Origin of the sequence: Microcoleus sp. BROC3, assembly GCF_036702515.1 — a bacterium.
Classification (GTDB): domain Bacteria; phylum Cyanobacteriota; class Cyanobacteriia; order Cyanobacteriales; family Microcoleaceae; genus Microcoleus.
The window spans coordinates 117,971-136,363 of record NZ_JAUBTQ010000016.1 but is presented as its reverse complement, the minus strand read 5'-3'; the positions used below and the strand labels follow the sequence as shown (position 1 = coordinate 136,363).

11 protein-coding genes are annotated in these 18,393 nt (G+C 44.9%); 9 read left to right on the top strand and 2 right to left on the bottom strand.

What is annotated here, in order from left to right; genetic code table 11:
* Positions 1-87: 87 nt before the first annotated feature.
* The 7 genes from QUB30_RS12900 to QUB30_RS12870 all read left to right on the top strand — a co-directional run bounded on the left by QUB30_RS12900 (position 88) and on the right by QUB30_RS12870 (position 10,832).
* A complete protein-coding gene (locus QUB30_RS12900) occupies positions 88-675 on the top strand; it encodes a group II intron maturase-specific domain-containing protein (protein WP_333333750.1) in 588 nt (195 codons plus the stop codon).
* 313 nt (positions 676-988) lie between these two features.
* Positions 989-3,919: an ATP-binding protein gene (locus tag QUB30_RS12895; protein ID WP_333333741.1), complete on the top strand. Its 2,931-nt coding sequence runs from the start codon at positions 989-991 to the stop codon at positions 3,917-3,919.
* A gap of 5 nt (positions 3,920-3,924) precedes the next feature.
* Positions 3,925-4,230, top strand: a complete 306-nt coding sequence (locus tag QUB30_RS12890) for an ATP-binding protein (protein ID WP_333333739.1) — start codon at positions 3,925-3,927, stop codon at positions 4,228-4,230.
* A gap of 344 nt (positions 4,231-4,574) precedes the next feature.
* Complete coding sequence (locus QUB30_RS12885; RefSeq protein WP_333333737.1) at positions 4,575-7,514, top strand: ATP-binding protein; 2,940 nt, start codon at positions 4,575-4,577, stop codon at positions 7,512-7,514.
* Entirely contained in the window at positions 7,511-7,894 is a 384-nt protein-coding gene (locus QUB30_RS12880) for a response regulator (protein ID WP_333333735.1), read from the top strand. The genes QUB30_RS12885 and QUB30_RS12880 overlap by 4 nt, the downstream gene beginning before the upstream one ends.
* Before the next feature lie 53 nt (positions 7,895-7,947).
* Entirely contained in the window at positions 7,948-9,285 is a 1,338-nt protein-coding gene (locus QUB30_RS12875; RefSeq protein ID WP_333333732.1) for a response regulator, read from the top strand.
* Positions 9,286-9,467: 182 nt separating this feature from the next.
* Positions 9,468-10,832 (top strand): ATP-binding protein, encoded by a 1,365-nt coding sequence (locus tag QUB30_RS12870; RefSeq protein ID WP_333333748.1) that lies wholly within the window; start codon positions 9,468-9,470, stop codon positions 10,830-10,832.
* Between the two features lie 347 nt (positions 10,833-11,179).
* On the opposite strand, the gene QUB30_RS33840 is transcribed toward QUB30_RS12870, so the two are convergent.
* Positions 11,180-11,371: a transposase gene (locus QUB30_RS33840; protein ID WP_445300491.1), complete on the bottom strand. Its 192-nt coding sequence runs from the start codon at positions 11,369-11,371 to the stop codon at positions 11,180-11,182.
* Positions 11,372-11,879: 508 nt separating this feature from the next.
* Between QUB30_RS33840 and QUB30_RS12865 the strand changes: the two genes are divergently transcribed.
* Positions 11,880-12,221 (top strand): hypothetical protein, encoded by a 342-nt coding sequence (locus QUB30_RS12865; protein WP_333333730.1) that lies wholly within the window; start codon positions 11,880-11,882, stop codon positions 12,219-12,221.
* 341 nt (positions 12,222-12,562) lie between these two features.
* Here QUB30_RS12865 and QUB30_RS12860 read toward each other — a convergent pair whose 3' ends face one another.
* The gene (locus tag QUB30_RS12860; RefSeq protein WP_333333728.1) at positions 12,563-13,930 is read right to left on the bottom strand and encodes a TldD/PmbA family protein; all 1,368 of its coding nucleotides are present in this window, start codon (positions 13,928-13,930) and stop codon (positions 12,563-12,565) included.
* 446 nt (positions 13,931-14,376) lie between these two features.
* Between QUB30_RS12860 and QUB30_RS12855 the strand changes: the two genes are divergently transcribed.
* Complete coding sequence (locus tag QUB30_RS12855; RefSeq protein ID WP_333333726.1) at positions 14,377-18,333, top strand: PAS domain S-box protein; 3,957 nt, start codon at positions 14,377-14,379, stop codon at positions 18,331-18,333.
* Positions 18,334-18,393: the final 60 nt, after the last annotated feature.

Genomic DNA, 18,393 nt, shown 5'->3' with positions numbered 1-18,393 from the left:
CTTAGGACAATTCATCGACTTGACTGAAATTCTTCAAGGTTCTGACCTCAAGTTTACCATTACTATGCACTACTACCTGCCGAAGTAATAGATACCCATAAAACCGCCCCTCAAGCTGCCCTAATTAGCAAGCTGAACCCAATTATTAGGGGATGGTCAAACTATTACTCGACAGTTGTAAGTAAGGAAACCTTCTCAAGGGCTGACCATTTAGCCTACGATAAATTAAGAGCTTGGGCAAGAACGAGGGGAAAAGGGAACATCAATAAGGATAAATACTGGCGAACAGTAGGCGACCGCAATTGGTGTTTTAGTACCGAGGACGGAATAAAACTAACACAGCACTCAGATACGCCAATCGTAAGGCATATCAAAGTAAAGGGTGTTGCTAGTCCGTTTGATGGAAACTGGACTTACTGGAGCAAGCGTAGAGGTGAATACCCAGAAACTCCTAACAGAGTTGCATCCTTAATCAAGCGTCAAAAGGGTATTTGTTCTCACTGTGGTTTGTACTTTACCAGTACAGACATTGTAGAAGTTGACCATATTAAGCCGACTTCGTTAGGTGGAAAAAACACCTATGACAACCTACAACTTCTGCATAAACACTGCCACGACGCAAAGACAGTAACAGATGGGTCAATACACTCTAAAGAAAGTGTCAAAATCCTATAGCGTGTCTTGAATCGTATCCATAACAAGGATGGAATTATCAAGGAGCGGAATGATGCGAAAGTATCACGTTCCGTTCTGAAGGAGAGGTAGAGGTGGCAACGCCTCTATCGACTCTAACTACACCGAGCTGTGACAGTTGCGTAAGTGCTGGTAATATTGAAGACGGATTGAGATAGATTTTAATGGTTGACTGAAAAAAGCAGCTTTCCCAAAATTTAAGACTAGCAAAAATGCTTAACGGAAAAAGTTAAAAACTAGAAAGCTGAACATCAGGGTTGCGACAGCAAAATCCCCAACATAATAGGTAAAACTGATGGCGACAGACATCCGACACCAGCCGGAAAACGGCTACCACTCAGAACCAGCTCAGCCTTCCCCAAGAGACAATCTCAATAGGCGATCGCCCATGCGCCTCCAGAGAAGCCTGAGTTCTATTGAAACCTGGGGCTTTAGCCTGGTTTCTCATCTCGGTTGGCTGAGCCTTGCCCCGGCGATCCAAGGTGCTCTCGGAACTGGGGCGTTTTTAGTCTGCTTGCCTGGAATGCTCGTCGGCATGATGCTGAACTTGCAAATGAAACGCTTAGGCGAGCATTGGCCAGACATAGCCGGAGGAACGCCCAATTATACCACTCGTCTGCTGAAAAACTACCCGGCTCTGGGACTTTATGCAGCCCTCGGATATTACATTGGCTGGGCTGCTGGTGGGGCGTTCAACGCCATCCTGCTCACAGACACGATCGCCACCAACTTCGAACCATTAGGGATTACTTTTTCAAAGCGGTTATTGCAAATTGGATTTACATTACTACCCTTGATTGTGGCTTTGAGCGGCACTAGGGCGTTAAGCATCCTACATTTATTTTTTATTGTCCCAGCGATTGGATTCTTATTTACTTTTTCTGTTCAAGGGTTAGGCTGGTTAGCTTTCTCTCCAAACAGTCCGGGCTTTTTTCCCACCACCCTGCCGAGCGTCAGCTTTGTGGACTGGGTAAAATGGTATTTTTTTGCAACATATATCATTTATGCCTGTGAAACGGCTGCCTCATTTGTGGCTGATAGCCGTCGTCCAGGGGAAACGCTGCGGTTTTTGAGAATCGCCACGGGTTTTATGCCTCTGGCCTTTCTGGGGGTTTCCTGGATTATCATGCGATCGCCCATCACTCCAGAGATCGCCGCCGATCCTTTCTCCAGTCTCATAGTAGCAGCCCGAGCTTTCTGGGGCGATTCAGCTCCCCTGCTCGTAACATTCCTAGTGATCTCCGGCTGGCTGCTTTCTTCGGCAACTTGCATTTCCATCAGTCCCCGCATTTTGTATCAACTTGCCGTAGACGGAAAGATTTCCCCCGTCTTCGCTGTGGTGTCCCGACGGGGCGTTTTTGGCCCTGCCCTGATGGCTACACTATTCGTAAGCCTGTTCTTTCTAATTTGGGGGGACTTAGCTCATATAGTCGTCGTGGCAGGTGTTGGTTACCTTGTCTCGATTATGGCAGTCCATCTAGCACTGTGGCTGCAAAGAAAGCGGCGAGAGGTTCTGTGGCCGTGGTGGTCTCTAGGCTTCTTTATGATAGAGACGGTTGTTTTGGTTTGTGGCGGATTGGCTTGGGGGTGGGAAGATTTCATCCTGGGTCTACTGTGTCCGATCGTCTTGTGGGCAGCGGATGGGGCGATGCGACGCCTAAACTTTCCCCCCTTCCATGCGGAGTGGTGGATTAAACTTTACAGGACGCAGAGCAATCGCCTGGTCGCAGATTTTGTAACGTTTCAGGTGGTAATCCTGATTTTACTGGTCTGTAGCGCTGTGGCGATCGGTTGGGGTTCTGGGATCAGATTAAACGCTAACTCTAGTGTTGGTTCTAATCTTTTGCTGGCGCTGCTTTTGTTAGTTGCTTTTGTGGCGGTGGCGATCGCCTGCTGGACGAGTTTACCCCAAGTCGTCTCAATGGATGAAGCACGAGAGGGAGCAGAACAGCTATTTACCATTGCCCTAGATGCGATCGTAGTGCTGGATGAAAAAGGTGTAATTCGTCAGACTAATCCCGCTGCTGAAAACGTCTTCGGAATCAATTCTAATAGGCTAATTGGGTCTTACCTGAACAAATTATTACCCGGATTAGGGGCTCAGCCAGAAGAGTGGCTCAGTCGCAGCGAACAAACTCTCAACCAATCCGATCGCGACTCGCGCATTCTAGAAGTTGCCATCTCAGACCGATTCTCTCAAAGCGCTTCGACAAACAATCAGGATCTGCAAGAATATGTGGCGATCGTCCGCGATATCACCGATCGCAAGCAAGCCCAAGAAGCACTGCAAAAAGCTAATGAGGAACTAGAAATCAAAGTCGAGGAGCGTACCTCTGAACTCACCCACACTGTAGAGCAATTGCAGAATGAAATTCTACAGCGCCAGCGGATCGAAGAAAATCTCAGAGCTATGCAAAATCAGATTGTTGTCCAAGAAAAACTAGCTTCTCTGGGTAGTTTAACAGCCGGAATTGCCCACGAAATCAGGAACCCTTTAAACTTTGTCAACAATTTCTCAGAACTTTCTGCTGAATTAACCGAAGAACTGTTTGAAGAATTAGAAAATCAAGGAGAACGGTTAGAGCCAGAAACCAATGAATATATTGCCGAGCTATTAACCGATCTCAAAGGAAATCTTAAAAAAATTCATCAACACGGTCAAAGAGCTGACAAAATCGTGGGCAATATGCTGTTGCATTCGAGAGGACAAAGCGGTCATTGGGAAGCCACAGATATCAATAGTTTATTGGCCGAATATATCAATCTAGCTTATCACGGGATGCGAGCTAAAGAAACTGCTTTTAACATTACCATAGAAACCGACTATGACAATGACATTGGCCGAGTAGAGGTCGTGCCACAAGACATAGGTAGGGTGTTTCTTAACATTATTAGCAATGCTTGCTATGCAGCCCATAAAAAGCAACAAGAAATGGGGTCAGAATTTTCACCTATACTTGACGTGAAAACTCGAAATCTGGAAGGTCGGATTGAAATCCGCATTCGCGATAATGGCGCAGGTATAAAGCCAGAGGTACTCGATAAAATTTTCAATCCATTTTTTACGACAAAGCCACCAGCAGAAGGTACTGGTCTAGGTCTTTCTATCAGTCACGATGTTGTCGTCCAGCAACATCGCGGAGAACTAAAAGTCGAAACAGAAGTAGGAAATTACACAGAGTTTATAATTACATTGCCGAAAAAAACAGCAGAAATCAAGGAGTAAAAAAAATGAAAGTAATGGTTGTAGACGACGAGGAAGGTATTCAGTTATTGTTCAAAAATTCGGGTAAGAATCAGTGTAAAAGATCGTGGGGCGGGATGACGAGCGAGGTAAGAAAGCGACTGTTTAGTCCTTTCTTTACAACTAAACCTGTGGGTGAAGGCACTGGCTGGGGATGCTCCATCAGCTATCAGATTGTGGTGGATAAGCACGGCGGAGATTGGAGGTGTTTATCGCAGCCAGATCGGGGTACAGAATTTGCGATCGAGATTCCCACTAGGCAGAGCGATCGGGTAGAGATGAAAGCGAATTAAGGGGAGTTAAACAAAAAATCAGGGTAAAGCCTGGTAAAATCTAGCTCGCGATCGCATTTTTTCAATTTCTTTGTAATACCGGAAGTCCCTAAACACCCAACGACTTAGCCGAAGCCCTTAAGGGCATAGCTAAAATAACGCGAAATTAGCAAAAGCCAGAAGTCAGAAATAAAATGTAATATTGAAGATGGATTGAGATAGCTTTTCATGGTTGACTGGGAAAGGCAGCTTTGCCAAAATTTAAGAGTAGCAAAAATACTTAACAAAACAAAAAAAAGTTGAACTCTCTAAAGCTGAACATCGGGGTAGCGATTGCAACATCTAAAAAATAATAGGTAAAATTGATGGCGATAGGCATCCGACACCAGCCGGAAAACGGCTACCACTCAGAACCAACTCAGCTTTTCCCAAGAGAAAATCTTAATAGCCGATCGCTCATGCGCCTGCCTCGAAGCTTGAGTGCGGTGGAAACATCGGGCTTTGGACTCACCGGTCACGCCAATTGGTTTACTATCGCCACAGCCATCCAAGCAGCGATCGGGCCTAGCGCCATTTTCGTTTGGTTGCCCGGTATCATCATGGGTATGATGCTCAACCTACAGGTAAAACGCATCGGTGAGTATTTCCCAGACATGGCTGGGGGAACGCCCAACTATACCGCCCGACTGCTGAAAAATTATCCGGGTCTGGGAAGCTATGCAGCGATCGGATACTTTTTAAGCTGGGTAGCAACACTGCCAATTTCTGCGATCGTACTGACGCAGCTAATCAAAGTCAACCTCAATAGTTTAGGTTTTAGCTGTCCAGAAACTTTACTAAATATTACCTTCACGCTCCTACCCTTCATTTTGACCTTCAGCGGCACTCGCGCCTTAAGTATTCTGCACGCCTTTTTTGTGTTGCCGACAGTCGGCGTATTATCCGTTTTTTCCATTTATGGTCTATTCTGGTTAGCTTTTTCCCCAAACAGTCCCGGATTTTTCCCCGCAACTTGGCCGCCATTCACCTTTATTGACTGGGCTAAGTGGTTTTACTTTGGTACATACATCTTCTACTGCTGTGACTCCGCCGCCAGTTTCGTAGCGGATAGCCGCCACCCTACTAAAACCTTGCAGTTTCTCAAAATTTCCGCACTGGGGATGCTGCCTGTGATTTTAGGAGGCGCTTGGGTACTGATGCGCTTGGCCACCGATCCTGGTCTGAAAGATGACGTATTCTTGAATTTATTAGCTGCCTGTCAGGTATTGTGGGGGCCCGGGGTTCCCTCCCTCGTCACGTTTCTGGTGGTCGCTAGCTGTCTTCTGAGTTGCGCGACCATAGTTTCCAACTGCCCCCGGATGTTGTACCAACTTGCCGTCGATGGACATATTTCGCCAACATTCGCAGTTGTATCCCGACGCGGTGTATTTGGATTTGGGCTTGTCTTAGTTTTGGTTCTGAGTTTAATCTGTCTAGCTTGGGGAAATGTCCCTCGGCTTGTGGCGATTACTAATGTTGGCTTGGTTGTGTGCCTGACACTATTCCATCTATCACTGTGGCTGCGGCGGGGTAGTCCAGAAGTTCGGTGGCCTTGGTGGTCGCTGGCCTTCTTCATAGTAGATGTGGTGGTGCTGGTAGTCGGAGGCTTGGCTTGGGGCTGGCAAGACTTTATCATTGGGTTGTGTTTTCCCCTTGCCATTTTGGCAGTAGATGCAGGGATAAGTCGCATTGCCTTTGCCCCCTTCCATCCGTCGTGGTGGATTCGGCTTTACCGCAACAGAAGCCAGAGCAAAATGCCAGATTTTGTGGCATTTCAGGTTGTAATTTTGATCTTGCTGATTGTCAGCGCCGTCGCTGTCGGCTGGATTTTTGGCATCAGATTATATGCTAACTCTAGTGTTGGATTGAATCTATTAGTAGTGCTGGTTTTGTTAGTTGCTTTTGTTGGGGTGGCCGTTGCCTGCTGGACGAGTTTACCCCAAGTCGTCTCAATGGACGAGGCACGAGAGGGAGCAGAACAGCTTTTTACCATTGCCCTAGATGCGATCGTAGTGCTGGATGAAAAAGGTGTAATTCGTCAGACTAATCCTGCTGCTGAAAGCGTCTTCGGAATCAATTCTACTAGGCTAATTGGATCTCACCTGAACAAATTATTACCCGAATTAGAGACTCAGCCAGAAGACTGGCTCAGTCGCAGCGAACAAACTCTCAAGTTGTCCAATGGAGACTCGCGTATTCTGGAAGTTGCCATCTCCGATCGATTCTCTCAAGACGCTTCCCTTTCCAATCAGGATCTGCAACAATATGTTGCGATCGTCCGCGATATCACCGATCGCAAGCAAGCCCAGGAAGCACTGCAAAAAGCTAATGAGGAACTAGAAATCAAAGTCGAGGAGCGTACATCTGAACTCACCCATACTGTAGAGCAATTGCAGAATGAAATTGAAGAGCGCCAGCGGATCGAAGAAAATCTCAGAGCGATGCAAACTCAGATAGTTGTCCAAGAAAAATTAGCTTCTCTGGGCAGTTTAACAGCAGGGATTGCCCACGAAATCAGAAATCCATTAAACTTTGTCAACAATTTCTCAGAACTTTCTGCTGAATTAACAGAAGAACTGTTTGAAGAATTGGGAAATCTAGGAGAAAGGTTAGAGCCGGAAACCAATGAATATATTGCCGAGCTATTAACCGATCTCAAAGAAAATCTTAAAAAAATTCATCAACACGGTCAAAGAGCCGACAAAATCGTTGGCAACATGCTTTTGCATTCAAGGGGACAAAGCGGCCATTGGGAAGCCACAGATATCAATAGTTTATTGGCCGAATATATCAATCTAGCCTATCACGGGATGCGAGCTAAGGAAACTACTTTTAACATTACCATAGAAACCGACTATGACAATGACATTGGCAAAGTAGATGTTGTGCCACAAGACATAGGTAGGGTTTTTCTTAACATTATTAGCAATGCTTGCTATGCAGCCCATAAAAAGAAACAAGAAATGGGGGAAGGATTTTCACCTATACTTGACGTGAAAACTCGAAATCTGGACGATCGGATTGAAATCCGCATTCGCGATAATGGCGCAGGTATAACGCCAGAGGTACTCGATAAAATTTTCAATCCCTTTTTTACTACAAAGCCACCCGCAGAAGGTACTGGTCTAGGTCTTTCTATCAGTCACGATGTTGTCGTCCAGCAACATCGCGGAGAACTAAAAGCCGAAACAGAAGTAGGAAATTACACAGAGTTTATAATCACATTGCCCAAAAAAATAGCCGAAGTTAAGGAGTTTAAAAAATGAAAGTAATGGTTGTAGACGACGAGGAAGATATTCAGTCATTGTTCAAGCAAAAATTTAGAAAAGAAATCAAATCAGGGCAAATTTATTTTTATTTTGCCCTGTCGGCAGAGGTAGCTTTAAACTACTTAGAAACCCAGGAAAAAGCGTCTATTGTCTTGATTTTATCCGATATTAATATGCCTGGTATGAATGGGCTAGAACTGCTGAAGCTGATCAAAGAAAAATTTCTCGATCTAAAAGTTTTTATGATTACCGCTTATGGAGATGAGAGAAATTACCAAACCGCTATGGACTATGGAGCTGATGGCTATATTACTAAGCCCGTTAACTTTGACGAATTAAAAGAAAAAATATTCACAATATGGAGGAGCCACAATTAGCTTAGGAATAAAAATCAAACAACTTGCATGCACAAAACTTCTAGGAGATAAATATGCCAATTAAAATACTATTTGTGGATGACGAGCTTGATTTAGAATTTCTGATTTGCCAAAAATTTAAAAAAAATATCCGCACGGCAGGATGGCAGTTGTTTTTTGCTCATAATGGCGTAGAAGCCCTGGAAAAATTGAAAGAACACCCGGATCTAGATATGGTAGTGACGGATCTTAATATGCCTGAAATGGATGGCCTGACTTTACTCTCTAGACTTAATCAGATAGATATCCCCCTGAAAACAATAGTTATATCAGCCTATGGCGACATGAAAAATATAAGAAATGCGATGAACTTCGGTGCCTTTGATTTTCTGACTAAACCGATAGATTTTCTGGATTTAGAAATTACCATCAACAAAACGCTGCGCGACGTGCAACAGCTAAAAGAAAACCAGCGCTTGCGGCAATCAGAAGCTCGCGCTAGAGAACAAGCTCAGGATTTACAACAAAGTCTGCAAGAGCTAAAAAAGACCCAAGCTCAACTGATTCAGACTGCAAAAATGTCTTCTTTGGGTCAACTGGTTGCGGGGATTGCTCATGAAATTAACAACCCCGCTAACTTTATCTCTGGCAATATTAGCCACGTCAGTGATTATATCCAAAACCTACTACACCTGCTGCATCTCTATCAGCAGCAGTACACCCCTCCCAGTTCTGAGCTTCAAACTGAAATCGAAGCCATAGATTTAGAATTTATGATAGCAGATTTATCCCAAATTCTGGCTTCGATGAAATGTGGTGTTGACCGTATTCACAAGATTGTTTTGTCTTTACGCAACTTTTCGAGGCTCGATGAAGCTAACATAAAGTCTGTTGATATTCACGAAGGGATCGAAAACAGCCTGCTGATTTTGAATAATCGACTTCAAACAACGACAGCGCGTCCAGAGATTCAAGTGATCGAGGAGTACAGCAATCTGCCTTTAGTGGAATGCTATGCTGGAGAACTAAACCAGGTGTTTATTAACATTCTTTCTAATGCGATCGATGCTTTGAATGAGTACAATAAACAACGGTCACTAGATGACATCTTCGCTCGCCAACTCGCCCTTACTATTCGCACTGTTCTGCTAGAGGAAAACTCCCGTGTCGTCATTCAAATTGGGGACAATGGGCGGGGAATGACCGCAGACGTGAAAGACCGTATTTATGAACCTTTTTTTACTACTAAGCCTGTAGGTCAGGGTACTGGTTTGGGTCTCTATATCAGCTACCAAATTATAGTGGAAAAGCATGGGGGCGCATTGAAGTGTGTTTCAGAGATGGGGGAGGGAGCGGAGTTCTCGATTGAAATTCCAATCAGACAAACTAAGGCTGAACTTGATTTGAGCTGATCGATCGGCCTCTACCAAACGAGAGAGCTTATTACAGCCGTCCGGTTTGCAATTGTATAAATAAGCCTTTTCATTACTCCTGCCATAATCTATAATAGAACTTAAAGTATATAAATATTATTCGGGTAATTTAATTAATCAAAGGATAAAAAATGTCGTCTACAACCGAAAGGGTTCGCAATATGCCAGCTAAAATATTATTTGTGGATGACGAACCCGATTTAGAATCTTTAATTGCCCAAAAATTTAGAAAAAAGATCCGCACAGGAGAATACGAAGTTTTTTTTGCACATAATGGCGTAGAAGCGCTTTCCAAGTTGCTAGAACAGCCGGATATAGATATTGTACTGACAGACATTAATATGCCAGTCATGGATGGTATGGCTTTGCTAGCGAAACTTAACGAGCTAGTTACTATGGTCAAAACAGTAGTTATATCTGCTTATGGCGACTTGGGAAATATTAGAAAGGCGATGAACGGTGGGGCCTTTGATTTTTTGACTAAGCCTATAGATTTTAATGATTTAGAAATTACAATTAACAAAACATTGTGCCACGTGCAACAGTTAAAGGAAAACGAGCGCTCCCGCCAAGAAAGAGAGGAGAAATTGCGGCAGTCGGAAGTGCGAGAGCGAGAAAAAGCTATCCAACTAGAAGTCGCAATGCAAAAATTACAGCGCACCCAATCTCAGCTTATTCAGACTGAGAAAATGTCTAGCTTAGGACAGTTAGTTGCTGGTGTTGCCCACGAAATTAATAATCCTGTTAATTTTATTTATGGCAATTTAACTTATGTCAATGAGTATACTCAGAAGCTATTGGATTTAATCAACCTTTACGAACAGTACGATGCCCATCATCACCCTGAAATCGAAGCTTTAATTCAAAACATAGAGCTAGAATTTATCAGAGAAGATCTGCCTAAAATGCTATCTTCGATGAAAGTAGGGGCTGAACGTATCCGTCAGATTGTGCTGACGTTGCGGAACTTCTCCCGCATTGACGAAGCTGAGATGAAACCCGTTAATATTCACGAGGGCATCGACAGCAGTGTAGTCATTTTGCAGAGCCGGCTCAAGCCTAAGCCGGATTGTCCACCTATTCAAATTATTCAAGAATACGGAGATTTGCCGAAAATAGAATGTTATGTGGGTCAGTTGAATCAGGTATTTATGAATTTGCTGAGCAATGCCATTGATGCCTTGAATCAGTATGATAAAAAACGCAGCCCGGAGCAAATTAAAAACGACCCAAGTACGATTACGATTCGTACTTCTATGCTGAATCAGGATTGGGTAAGAATCAGTGTGAAAGACAATGGGCTGGGGATAACAAGCGAGGTAAGAACCCATCTATTTAGTCCTTTCTTCACAACTAAACCTGTGGGTCAAGGCACTGGTTTGGGATTATCTATTAGCTATCAGATTGTGGTGGAGAAGCACGGCGGAGATTTGAAGTGTTTATCACAGCCAACAGAGCGGGGTGCAGAATTTGTGATTGAGATTCCCATTAGGCAGAATAATCGAATAGAGATGAAGGAAACTTAAGGGGAATTAAACAAAAAATCAGGGGAAAATCTGGTAAAGTCTATAATCGCGATCGCACTTCCCCAATTTCTCTGCAATGTCTGAAGTCTCCCAAACACCGAACGACCTAGCTGAAGCCCTCGATAGTAGATTGTGAGTCCTTTATCAACTGTCAACTTGTCATATCATGTCCGGTCGATTGACCGTAATATCCCGGCCGGGCGGGTTTTTGAGATTGTCAATTATTGGCAGATATTGGCAGGTTTACCCGCCACTACCTGATTTCGGGCGAAGCGAAGCGGAGGGAATCGACCGGACATAATATGAGGTGTTGGCGAATCTGACTCTTGAGCCTTGACCAACAATTGTCAATTTTGTTGAGGTAGGCGTGAATAGGGTGGTAGGTACAGCAGTTTACACCCGGCATTTTGAATCAGTTGCTCAATCCTCCCCCCTTTATGGAACGCGGCATTATCCATCACCACCACCTGTCCTGCTTTTAGTACCGGAACCAAACAACTTTCCAGCTTTCGTTTCAAACACTGTTCGATTACACGCACCGACGACCGTAAAAGGGGCTATCAAGTTTTGCTGCCATGGGGCATTCGGTATCGTATTCACCCGACCCTCCCGTCGAGAAAGATTTGAGTGCATGGAAGCGTTGCCCTCGTTCATTCACTCGCACAATCAAACTGGTCTCGGTTATCCATTCGGTGATTCGTCAAGATAAACAATCTTGTCCGGGAATAGGGCAGACAACTCGGCTAAAAAAGCTTGCCGCTTGGCTTCATCCCGCTCTTGGAATGCCATAGGTCTTTTTTTTGATCACAAGCCAATTTTTTTCGACGCCCGTGAAATAGTGCGATCGCTAATGCCATAGTCCCAAAGTTTTGCCATCTCCACTTCGGTTTTATCCCCATGCTTCTTAGCTTGCCTCGCGGAATTTTTCCCAGTCGGTAATAAGAGTGATTATATTAGGATATAAAAATTTACAATTTTTAATGTTCAGGGTTACAAATGTACGATATAAACACAACGTAAACGAAAACTATGTTTGGACAGGTTGTCATGGATACACAAAAGTTAGTTGCGGCAATAGAAGCTGAAATAGAGAAAGAGGGTCGATTCCCTGAAGAAAAAATCTTCCTCAAGCTTTTAAAAGAGGTTTGGCAGGTGGATTGGACGGTAGCTCCCTACGATGTGTGGACTCACATGATCGAGTGGGACATTCCTTATTTTCTGCGCTTTATGGGAGTGGATCAAGGAGATGAGGAGGCGGAGGAGCAATTAATCCAAGATTGGATAGCATCAAGGACACAGTTACGAGCTAAAAATACCGGGCAAGATTGGAGACAGCGAATCGTTACCTTGATTAACGATGTTAATCACTTGCGGGTCGCTGCAAACTAAGATGTCTAAGTTCCAGTGAAGTTGTCAGTAACTCAGTATTTAGTTTTACACCGTCCTATCGCCTCCTCTCCTAACTTGCAAGGGTTGTAGGTGCAGTTGTAGCGGTTATAACTCGTAATATCATGTCGGTTCAATTAACCATGATTCCTGTAGGGGTTCCCCTCGCCAAGATATTGAATATAAACGGGAAAACCTGTAAACCCGCCCCTACCTTTAATCGCGGTCAATCGATCGGACATGATATCAGTGTCCCGGACTGGCACATGGTGAGGCGTGAGGGCGCCTTCACCACGTGCCAGTTGCAAGTTTTGAACTAATAATTAATGACTAATGACTAACGATTATCTTCCTCCGACTACAACATTTTTAATCCGCAAATGGGGGCCGCCGACACTTACGGGCAAACCGCTCTGGCCGCCTTTACCGCAACCGCCGTAGGCATAAACCGAGTCGTTTCCTATCGACTCAATATCCTTTAAAGTCTGAAATACATTGCCGCTTAAAGTGACATCGCTGACCGGTTCCGCCAATTTGCCGTCGCGAATCATAAACCCTTGAGCCGCGGCAAAGGTAAACATTTCGCCGTTGGTTTGTCCTCCCAACATCCGCACTGCATAAACTCCTTCGTCAATGTCGGCAACCATTTCGTCAAAAGAATGTTCGCCAGACTCGATCGCAGTATTAGTCATCCGCACCAAAGGCATAAAAGTAGCGCTCAGAGCCCGGGCATTTCCCGTCGGACTTTCGCCCATTTTGCCCGCAGTCTCGCGATTGTGCATCCGAGCCGCTAAAACTCCATTTTTAATTAAATGCTTGCACTGAGCCGGCACGCCTTCGTCGTCGTATTTCAAAGTTCCCGGCAATCCCGGCACAGTTGCGTCGTCAATTACATTCAATTGTTCGATCGCCACAGGCTTGCCCAAAGTCAGCAATTCCTGCATTTTCTGGTTTTCGTAAATGCCGTCAGCTTCCGACAAATGACCGAAAGCTTCGTGAATAAACACCCCCGACAAATAAGGGTCTAAAATCACCGGATACTGACCGCCTTTCACCGATTTTGCCTCTAGTTGGCCCACAGCTCGAACGGCAGCACTTTTAACACGATCTTCAATATTTGTCAATACATCGTAATCCGATCGCGAGTGAATCGACTCAAACCCTTGGCGGACGACACCGCCCTCGCCGCGGGCGATCGCTCCGAAACGGCCCGTCACGTCCAAGCGCTCTTGAGCGATGCAAGTACCTTGAGAATTCACAAAATAAGTAATCCCGAATCTGTCGCTGTAACCGGCCATTGTCGTCTGAATTCGCGGGTCGTAATCTAACAGCAACTGGTTGTAAGATTCGAGCAATTTCCGCTTTTCGGCTAGAGTAATAGAGCGCGGGTCGCGGCCCAATTCCACCGCTACATAATCTTGAATCGGGGTGACATCTGCTAGTAAAGTTTTTTCGCTGCCAACCAAACGAGACTGAACGACAGCTTCTTCAATGCGGTCTTTTAACTCAGCTAAACCGTTAAAAGTTACAAAACTCCAGCCGCCTTTGTGACAGGCGCGGATGCCGCCTGCGAGACTGAAACTCCGGTTGACAGCATCTAACTGAGGGCCGCGAAAACTAATCGCAGTTGACTCGCTTTGTTCGAGGCGAACTTCCAGATAATCCACGCGATCGCGGTAAGGTGCGATCGCTTCCATCAACTGTTCTTGCATCAAATTGCCCCTATGAATGATTAGCCGTAGCGCTGAAAAAAATATTGCTAACCCTATTTTAGCTAATAACTCCCGTATTTCGGGTGCGCGCTGCCGTACCACAGCGGTGGGGCACGCGCACCCTACCCGATAAATGGCGAGTCAACCAATTTTAGATTTTAGATTTTAGATTTTAGATTGATCCGTCCTGAGCCTGCGAAGGAATGAATCCGGGGGCTTATGACCACATTACTTTCGGTCAGTCGATTTGAGATTTAAAACTTTGTTCACAGAATATATGATTAGAGGCAAGCCGCTCGCCCACGTTCGGCGGGCGTCCTAGAAGACCCAAAACTCGCGCTAGCTTGCGAAAAGTCCGGTATCCCCGAAATCTTGGATTTGCTTAGAGAAATCAAACTAAACTAAATCTATCTAAAGACCTAAAAAAATACCTTAACCCCCGGCAGATGGAATACTTTAAGGTTAAAAAATTCCAAATTTCACCGTATTTAGCAGCTATTTCGGCATCAATAGCAATTTTGGTCGGAGTTGGGATTTTAGATCGATCGGAACAGCGGCGGTTTTTTCAGTACAACCGCGCTAGCACCCTCGATCGGCTCAGCACAGTCCGTTCTAAGCTGGAAGGCTCTTTGAATTCCCGGCTGTTTTTGATGCGGGGTTTGGGGGCTTACCTTTCCAATAACCCAAACATCACCGAAGCCGAGTTTGCAGCGACGGCGAGAATTCTGATGGCACAGCAAGCCGGCATTCGCGCCATAACTTTAGTTAAAGGCACGACGGTCGCTTACATTTATCCGCGAGAGGGAAATGAAGGGGTGATCGGCGTTGACTTGACGGCGCTACCCGAACAGCGGCAAATGGTCGAAGATGTCATTAACACCAGAAAAACTTTGCTTGCCGGGCCCGTGAAATTATTGGAGGGGGACGAGACGTTCATCAGCCGATCGCCGATTTTTCTCACACCCTCGGGTGCCGAGCCCGAAACAGGAGTTTACTGGGGCTTGACAGGCCTGATCGTAGACAAAAATTCCCTGATTGAGGAAGCAGGACTCAACGACTCTTCAGCGAAGCTGCAATACGCTCTGCGGGGCAAAGACGGGAAGGGAGCATCCGGCGCAGTGTTTTTCGGTAACGGGTCAATTTTTCAGGACAATCCCGTGATTCTGGAAGTGACTTTGCCCAACGGTTACTGGCAGTTGGCAGCAATTCCGGCGGGGGGATGGCCTGCGAATTCGCCGTTTCGGGGGTTGCTGCTTTTTGGAGGCGAGTTGCTGGCACTTTTGAGCGGGGTAGCGGTTTTTAGCTGGGTGTACGGCCGTGCGAAACTGCGTTCGAGCGAAGCTAAGTACAGGCAACTCGTTGAGAATGCTAACAGCATGATTGTGCAGTTAGACAGTGAAGGCAAGATTACTTTTTTTAACGAGTTTGCTGAAGCTTTTTTCGGGTATTTAGAAGCAGAAATCATCGGCAAAAGTGCGATCGGCACAATTATACCGAAAACAGATTTATCAGAAAGTGACCTCGCGGCAATGATTAGAGACTTTTTGGCACAGCCGGAAAAATACTTCCAAAACGAAAATGAAAACATCCGCAGCAATGGAGAAAGGGTGTGGATAGCGTGGACAAATAAACCTTTACTAGATGCGAAGGGAAATTTGGCAGGACTGCTTTGTATCGGGACGGATATTAGCGATCGCAAACAAGCTGAAATTGCCCTGCAAGCTTCTGAATCGGAACTTAGAGCTTTGTTCGCTGCCATGAACGACGTAATTTTTGAACTCGATATTGAGGGACGGTTCCTGAAAGTTGCCCCGACAAATCCCGAATTATTATACAAGCCGACGGCGGAATATGCCGGTCAAAAAATCAGCGATTTATTCCATCCAGAAATGGCAGATTTTTTTCTGGAGCAAATTCGCACCGCCCTCGCTACAAATCAAACCTGTACTTTTGAATATCACCTGGAAATTGCCAGCGTACAAAAGTGGTTTGCCGCTACCATTTCGCCACTGAAAGAAAACACGGTTCTGTGGGTTGCCCGCGATATTACGGAGCGAAAGCATACTGAAAAGTGGCATATAGGTCAAAAACAAGTATTAGAAATGATTGCTAAAAGCGCTCCTTTGGAGGATACTTTAACTGCTTTAATTAAAGTTATAGAACAGCAATATAAAAATGTAAGGGGTTCGATTTTGCTTTTAGATAAAGACGGAAAACACCTGCTGCACGAAGTCGCACCGAGTTTACCTGAGAGTTACAATACTGCTATTCATGGAATAGCGATCGGCCCGAATGTCGGTTCCTGCGGTACTGCTGTCTACCGTCGCGAACAGGTGATAGTTACAGATATTGCCAGCGATCCTTTGTGGGAAAATTATAGAGATTTAGCTTTAAAATATGGACTAAAAGCTTGCTGGTCTACTCCTATTTTATCATCTCAAAATCAAGTCCTGGGAACTGTGGGGATGTATTATTCTGAGCCACACACTCCCCAAGACTTTGAGTGGGAACTCATAGAAGTGGCAAGAAGTTTAGCAGGAATTGCGATCGAGCGCAAACAAGCAGAAGAAAATCTGAAAAACTTGAATGAAGACTTAGAAAATAGAGTGATAGAGCGGACATCGGAATTGAGCAAAGCTTTTAAGCAGTTGCAAACAGAAATTACCGAACGCCAGGAAGCAGAGAAAGAATTGACGGAAAGCGAGAGCAGATTTCAGAAACTAGCAGCTAATTTGCCGGGGATGATTTATCAATGTTTATTGCGACCAGATAACTCTGTAAATTTTCCTTACGTGAGTGATGCTTGCCGAGAAATGTTTGAATTAGAACCCGCAGCAATTCAGCAAAATTCTGATTTGTTAGTAGATTTAGTTCATCCCGACGACAGCCAAAATTATCACGAGTCCGTTGCGATTTCTGCCAAAAATCTGCAACCTTGGCAGTGGGAAGGAAGGCTAATTTTGCCCTCTGGAAAAATTAGATGGTTTCAGGTGATTTCCCGTCCCGAAGCGAAAGAAAACGGCGATATTCTTTGGGACGGTATCAGCATTGATATTACTGCTCGCAAACAAGCTGAGTTAGCTTTGCAAGAAAGCCAGCAGTTCATTCAAAAAGTAGCCGATGCTACTCCCGGTATTTTGTATCTCTACGACTTGGAAGAACAGCGAAATATCTACACTAATACTTCAATGTTCGCGCTTTTGGGCTATACCAGCGACGAAATTACAGCGATGGATTCGTCACTCATGCCTCAGTTAATACACCCTGAAGATTTCCCTAAAATTGTGAAACATCACGCGAGCTTTGCAGGAATTGAAGATGGCGAAACTAGGGAAATTGAGTACCGGATACGGGCAGCAGACGGTCAAATTATGTGGCTGCAAAGTCGGGATACTATTTTTAGTAGGAATGCGGACGGTCAGGCTAAGGTAATAATTGGAGTTTCCCAGGATATTACGACTCGCAAGCAAGCAGAGGAAGCACTGCGGCAAAGCGAGGAACGAGAAAGAGAAAAAGCTCGAGATTTAGAGTCAGCGCTGCTGGAATTGCGATCTACTCAAACTCAGCTCATTCAAACAGAAAAAATGTCTTCTTTGGGGCAATTAGTTGCCGGAATCGCTCACGAAATTAATAATCCCGTTAACTTCATTCACGCTAACATTGATTATCTCAAACAGTATACAAAACAGTTGCTCGATCTGGTGACTCTTTACGAACAGGAGTATCCAGAACCTAATGCAAAAATTGTCGCTCGCGTTCAAGAGATTGATTTAGATTTCATGGCGGAGGATTTAAGAAAAGTTGTGGGTTCAATGCAGGTAGGAACCGAGCGCATCCGGCAAATTGTGTTGTCCCTCAGAAACTTCTCGCGACTGGACGAATCGGCAATGAAGCCGGTCGATATTCACGCGGGAATTGAAAGCACTTTGTTAATTTTGCAGCACCGCTTGAAGAGTCGGGACAGCCGCCCGGAAATTGAAGTAATTAAGAAGTTCGGGAAACTGCCGCCGGTAGAGTGCTATGCGAGCCAACTGAATCAGGTGTTTATGAATATTATTGCTAATGGAATTGATGCTATTGAAGAACGATATCAAAAGTTATCGCTTCCGGAAGCTGAGACAAAAAGCGGTCGGATTGCTATTTGCACTGGTGTAACGGCGAAGAACACTGTGATGGTGGAAATTTCCGATAACGGTACGGGCATTCCGCAGGGGATAGTCGATCGAATTTTTAACCCGTTTTTTACTACAAAAGCTGTGGGAAAAGGTACGGGGTTGGGAATGTCTATCGCCCACTCGATTGTCGTGGAAAAGCACAAGGGGAAGATTGAGTGCATTTCGTCCATAGGATGCGGAACGACTTTTCAGATTGAGATTCCGATCCACAAAGTGTATAAAGACTAGGATGCGTCAGTCGATTTTAGATTTTAGATTTTAGATTTTAGATTGACTCCACAGTGGTAG

Bases quoted from the DNA above. Each gene is read 5' to 3' on its own strand.
- QUB30_RS12895 (WP_333333741.1), top strand. From the start codon at position 989: ATGGCGACAGACATCCGACACCAGCCGGAAAACGGCTACCACTCAGAA.
- QUB30_RS12890 (WP_333333739.1), top strand. From the start codon at position 3,925: ATGAAAGTAATGGTTGTAGACGACGAGGAAGGTATTCAGTTATTGTTC.
- QUB30_RS12885 (WP_333333737.1), top strand. From the start codon at position 4,575: ATGGCGATAGGCATCCGACACCAGCCGGAAAACGGCTACCACTCAGAA.
- QUB30_RS12880 (WP_333333735.1), top strand. From the start codon at position 7,511: ATGAAAGTAATGGTTGTAGACGACGAGGAAGATATTCAGTCATTGTTC.
- QUB30_RS12875 (WP_333333732.1), top strand. From the start codon at position 7,948: ATGCCAATTAAAATACTATTTGTGGATGACGAGCTTGATTTAGAATTT.
- QUB30_RS12870 (WP_333333748.1), top strand. From the start codon at position 9,468: ATGCCAGCTAAAATATTATTTGTGGATGACGAACCCGATTTAGAATCT.
- QUB30_RS12865 (WP_333333730.1), top strand. From the start codon at position 11,880: ATGGATACACAAAAGTTAGTTGCGGCAATAGAAGCTGAAATAGAGAAA.
- QUB30_RS12860 (WP_333333728.1), bottom strand. From the start codon at position 13,930: ATGCAAGAACAGTTGATGGAAGCGATCGCACCTTACCGCGATCGCGTG.
- QUB30_RS12855 (WP_333333726.1), top strand. From the start codon at position 14,377: ATGGAATACTTTAAGGTTAAAAAATTCCAAATTTCACCGTATTTAGCA.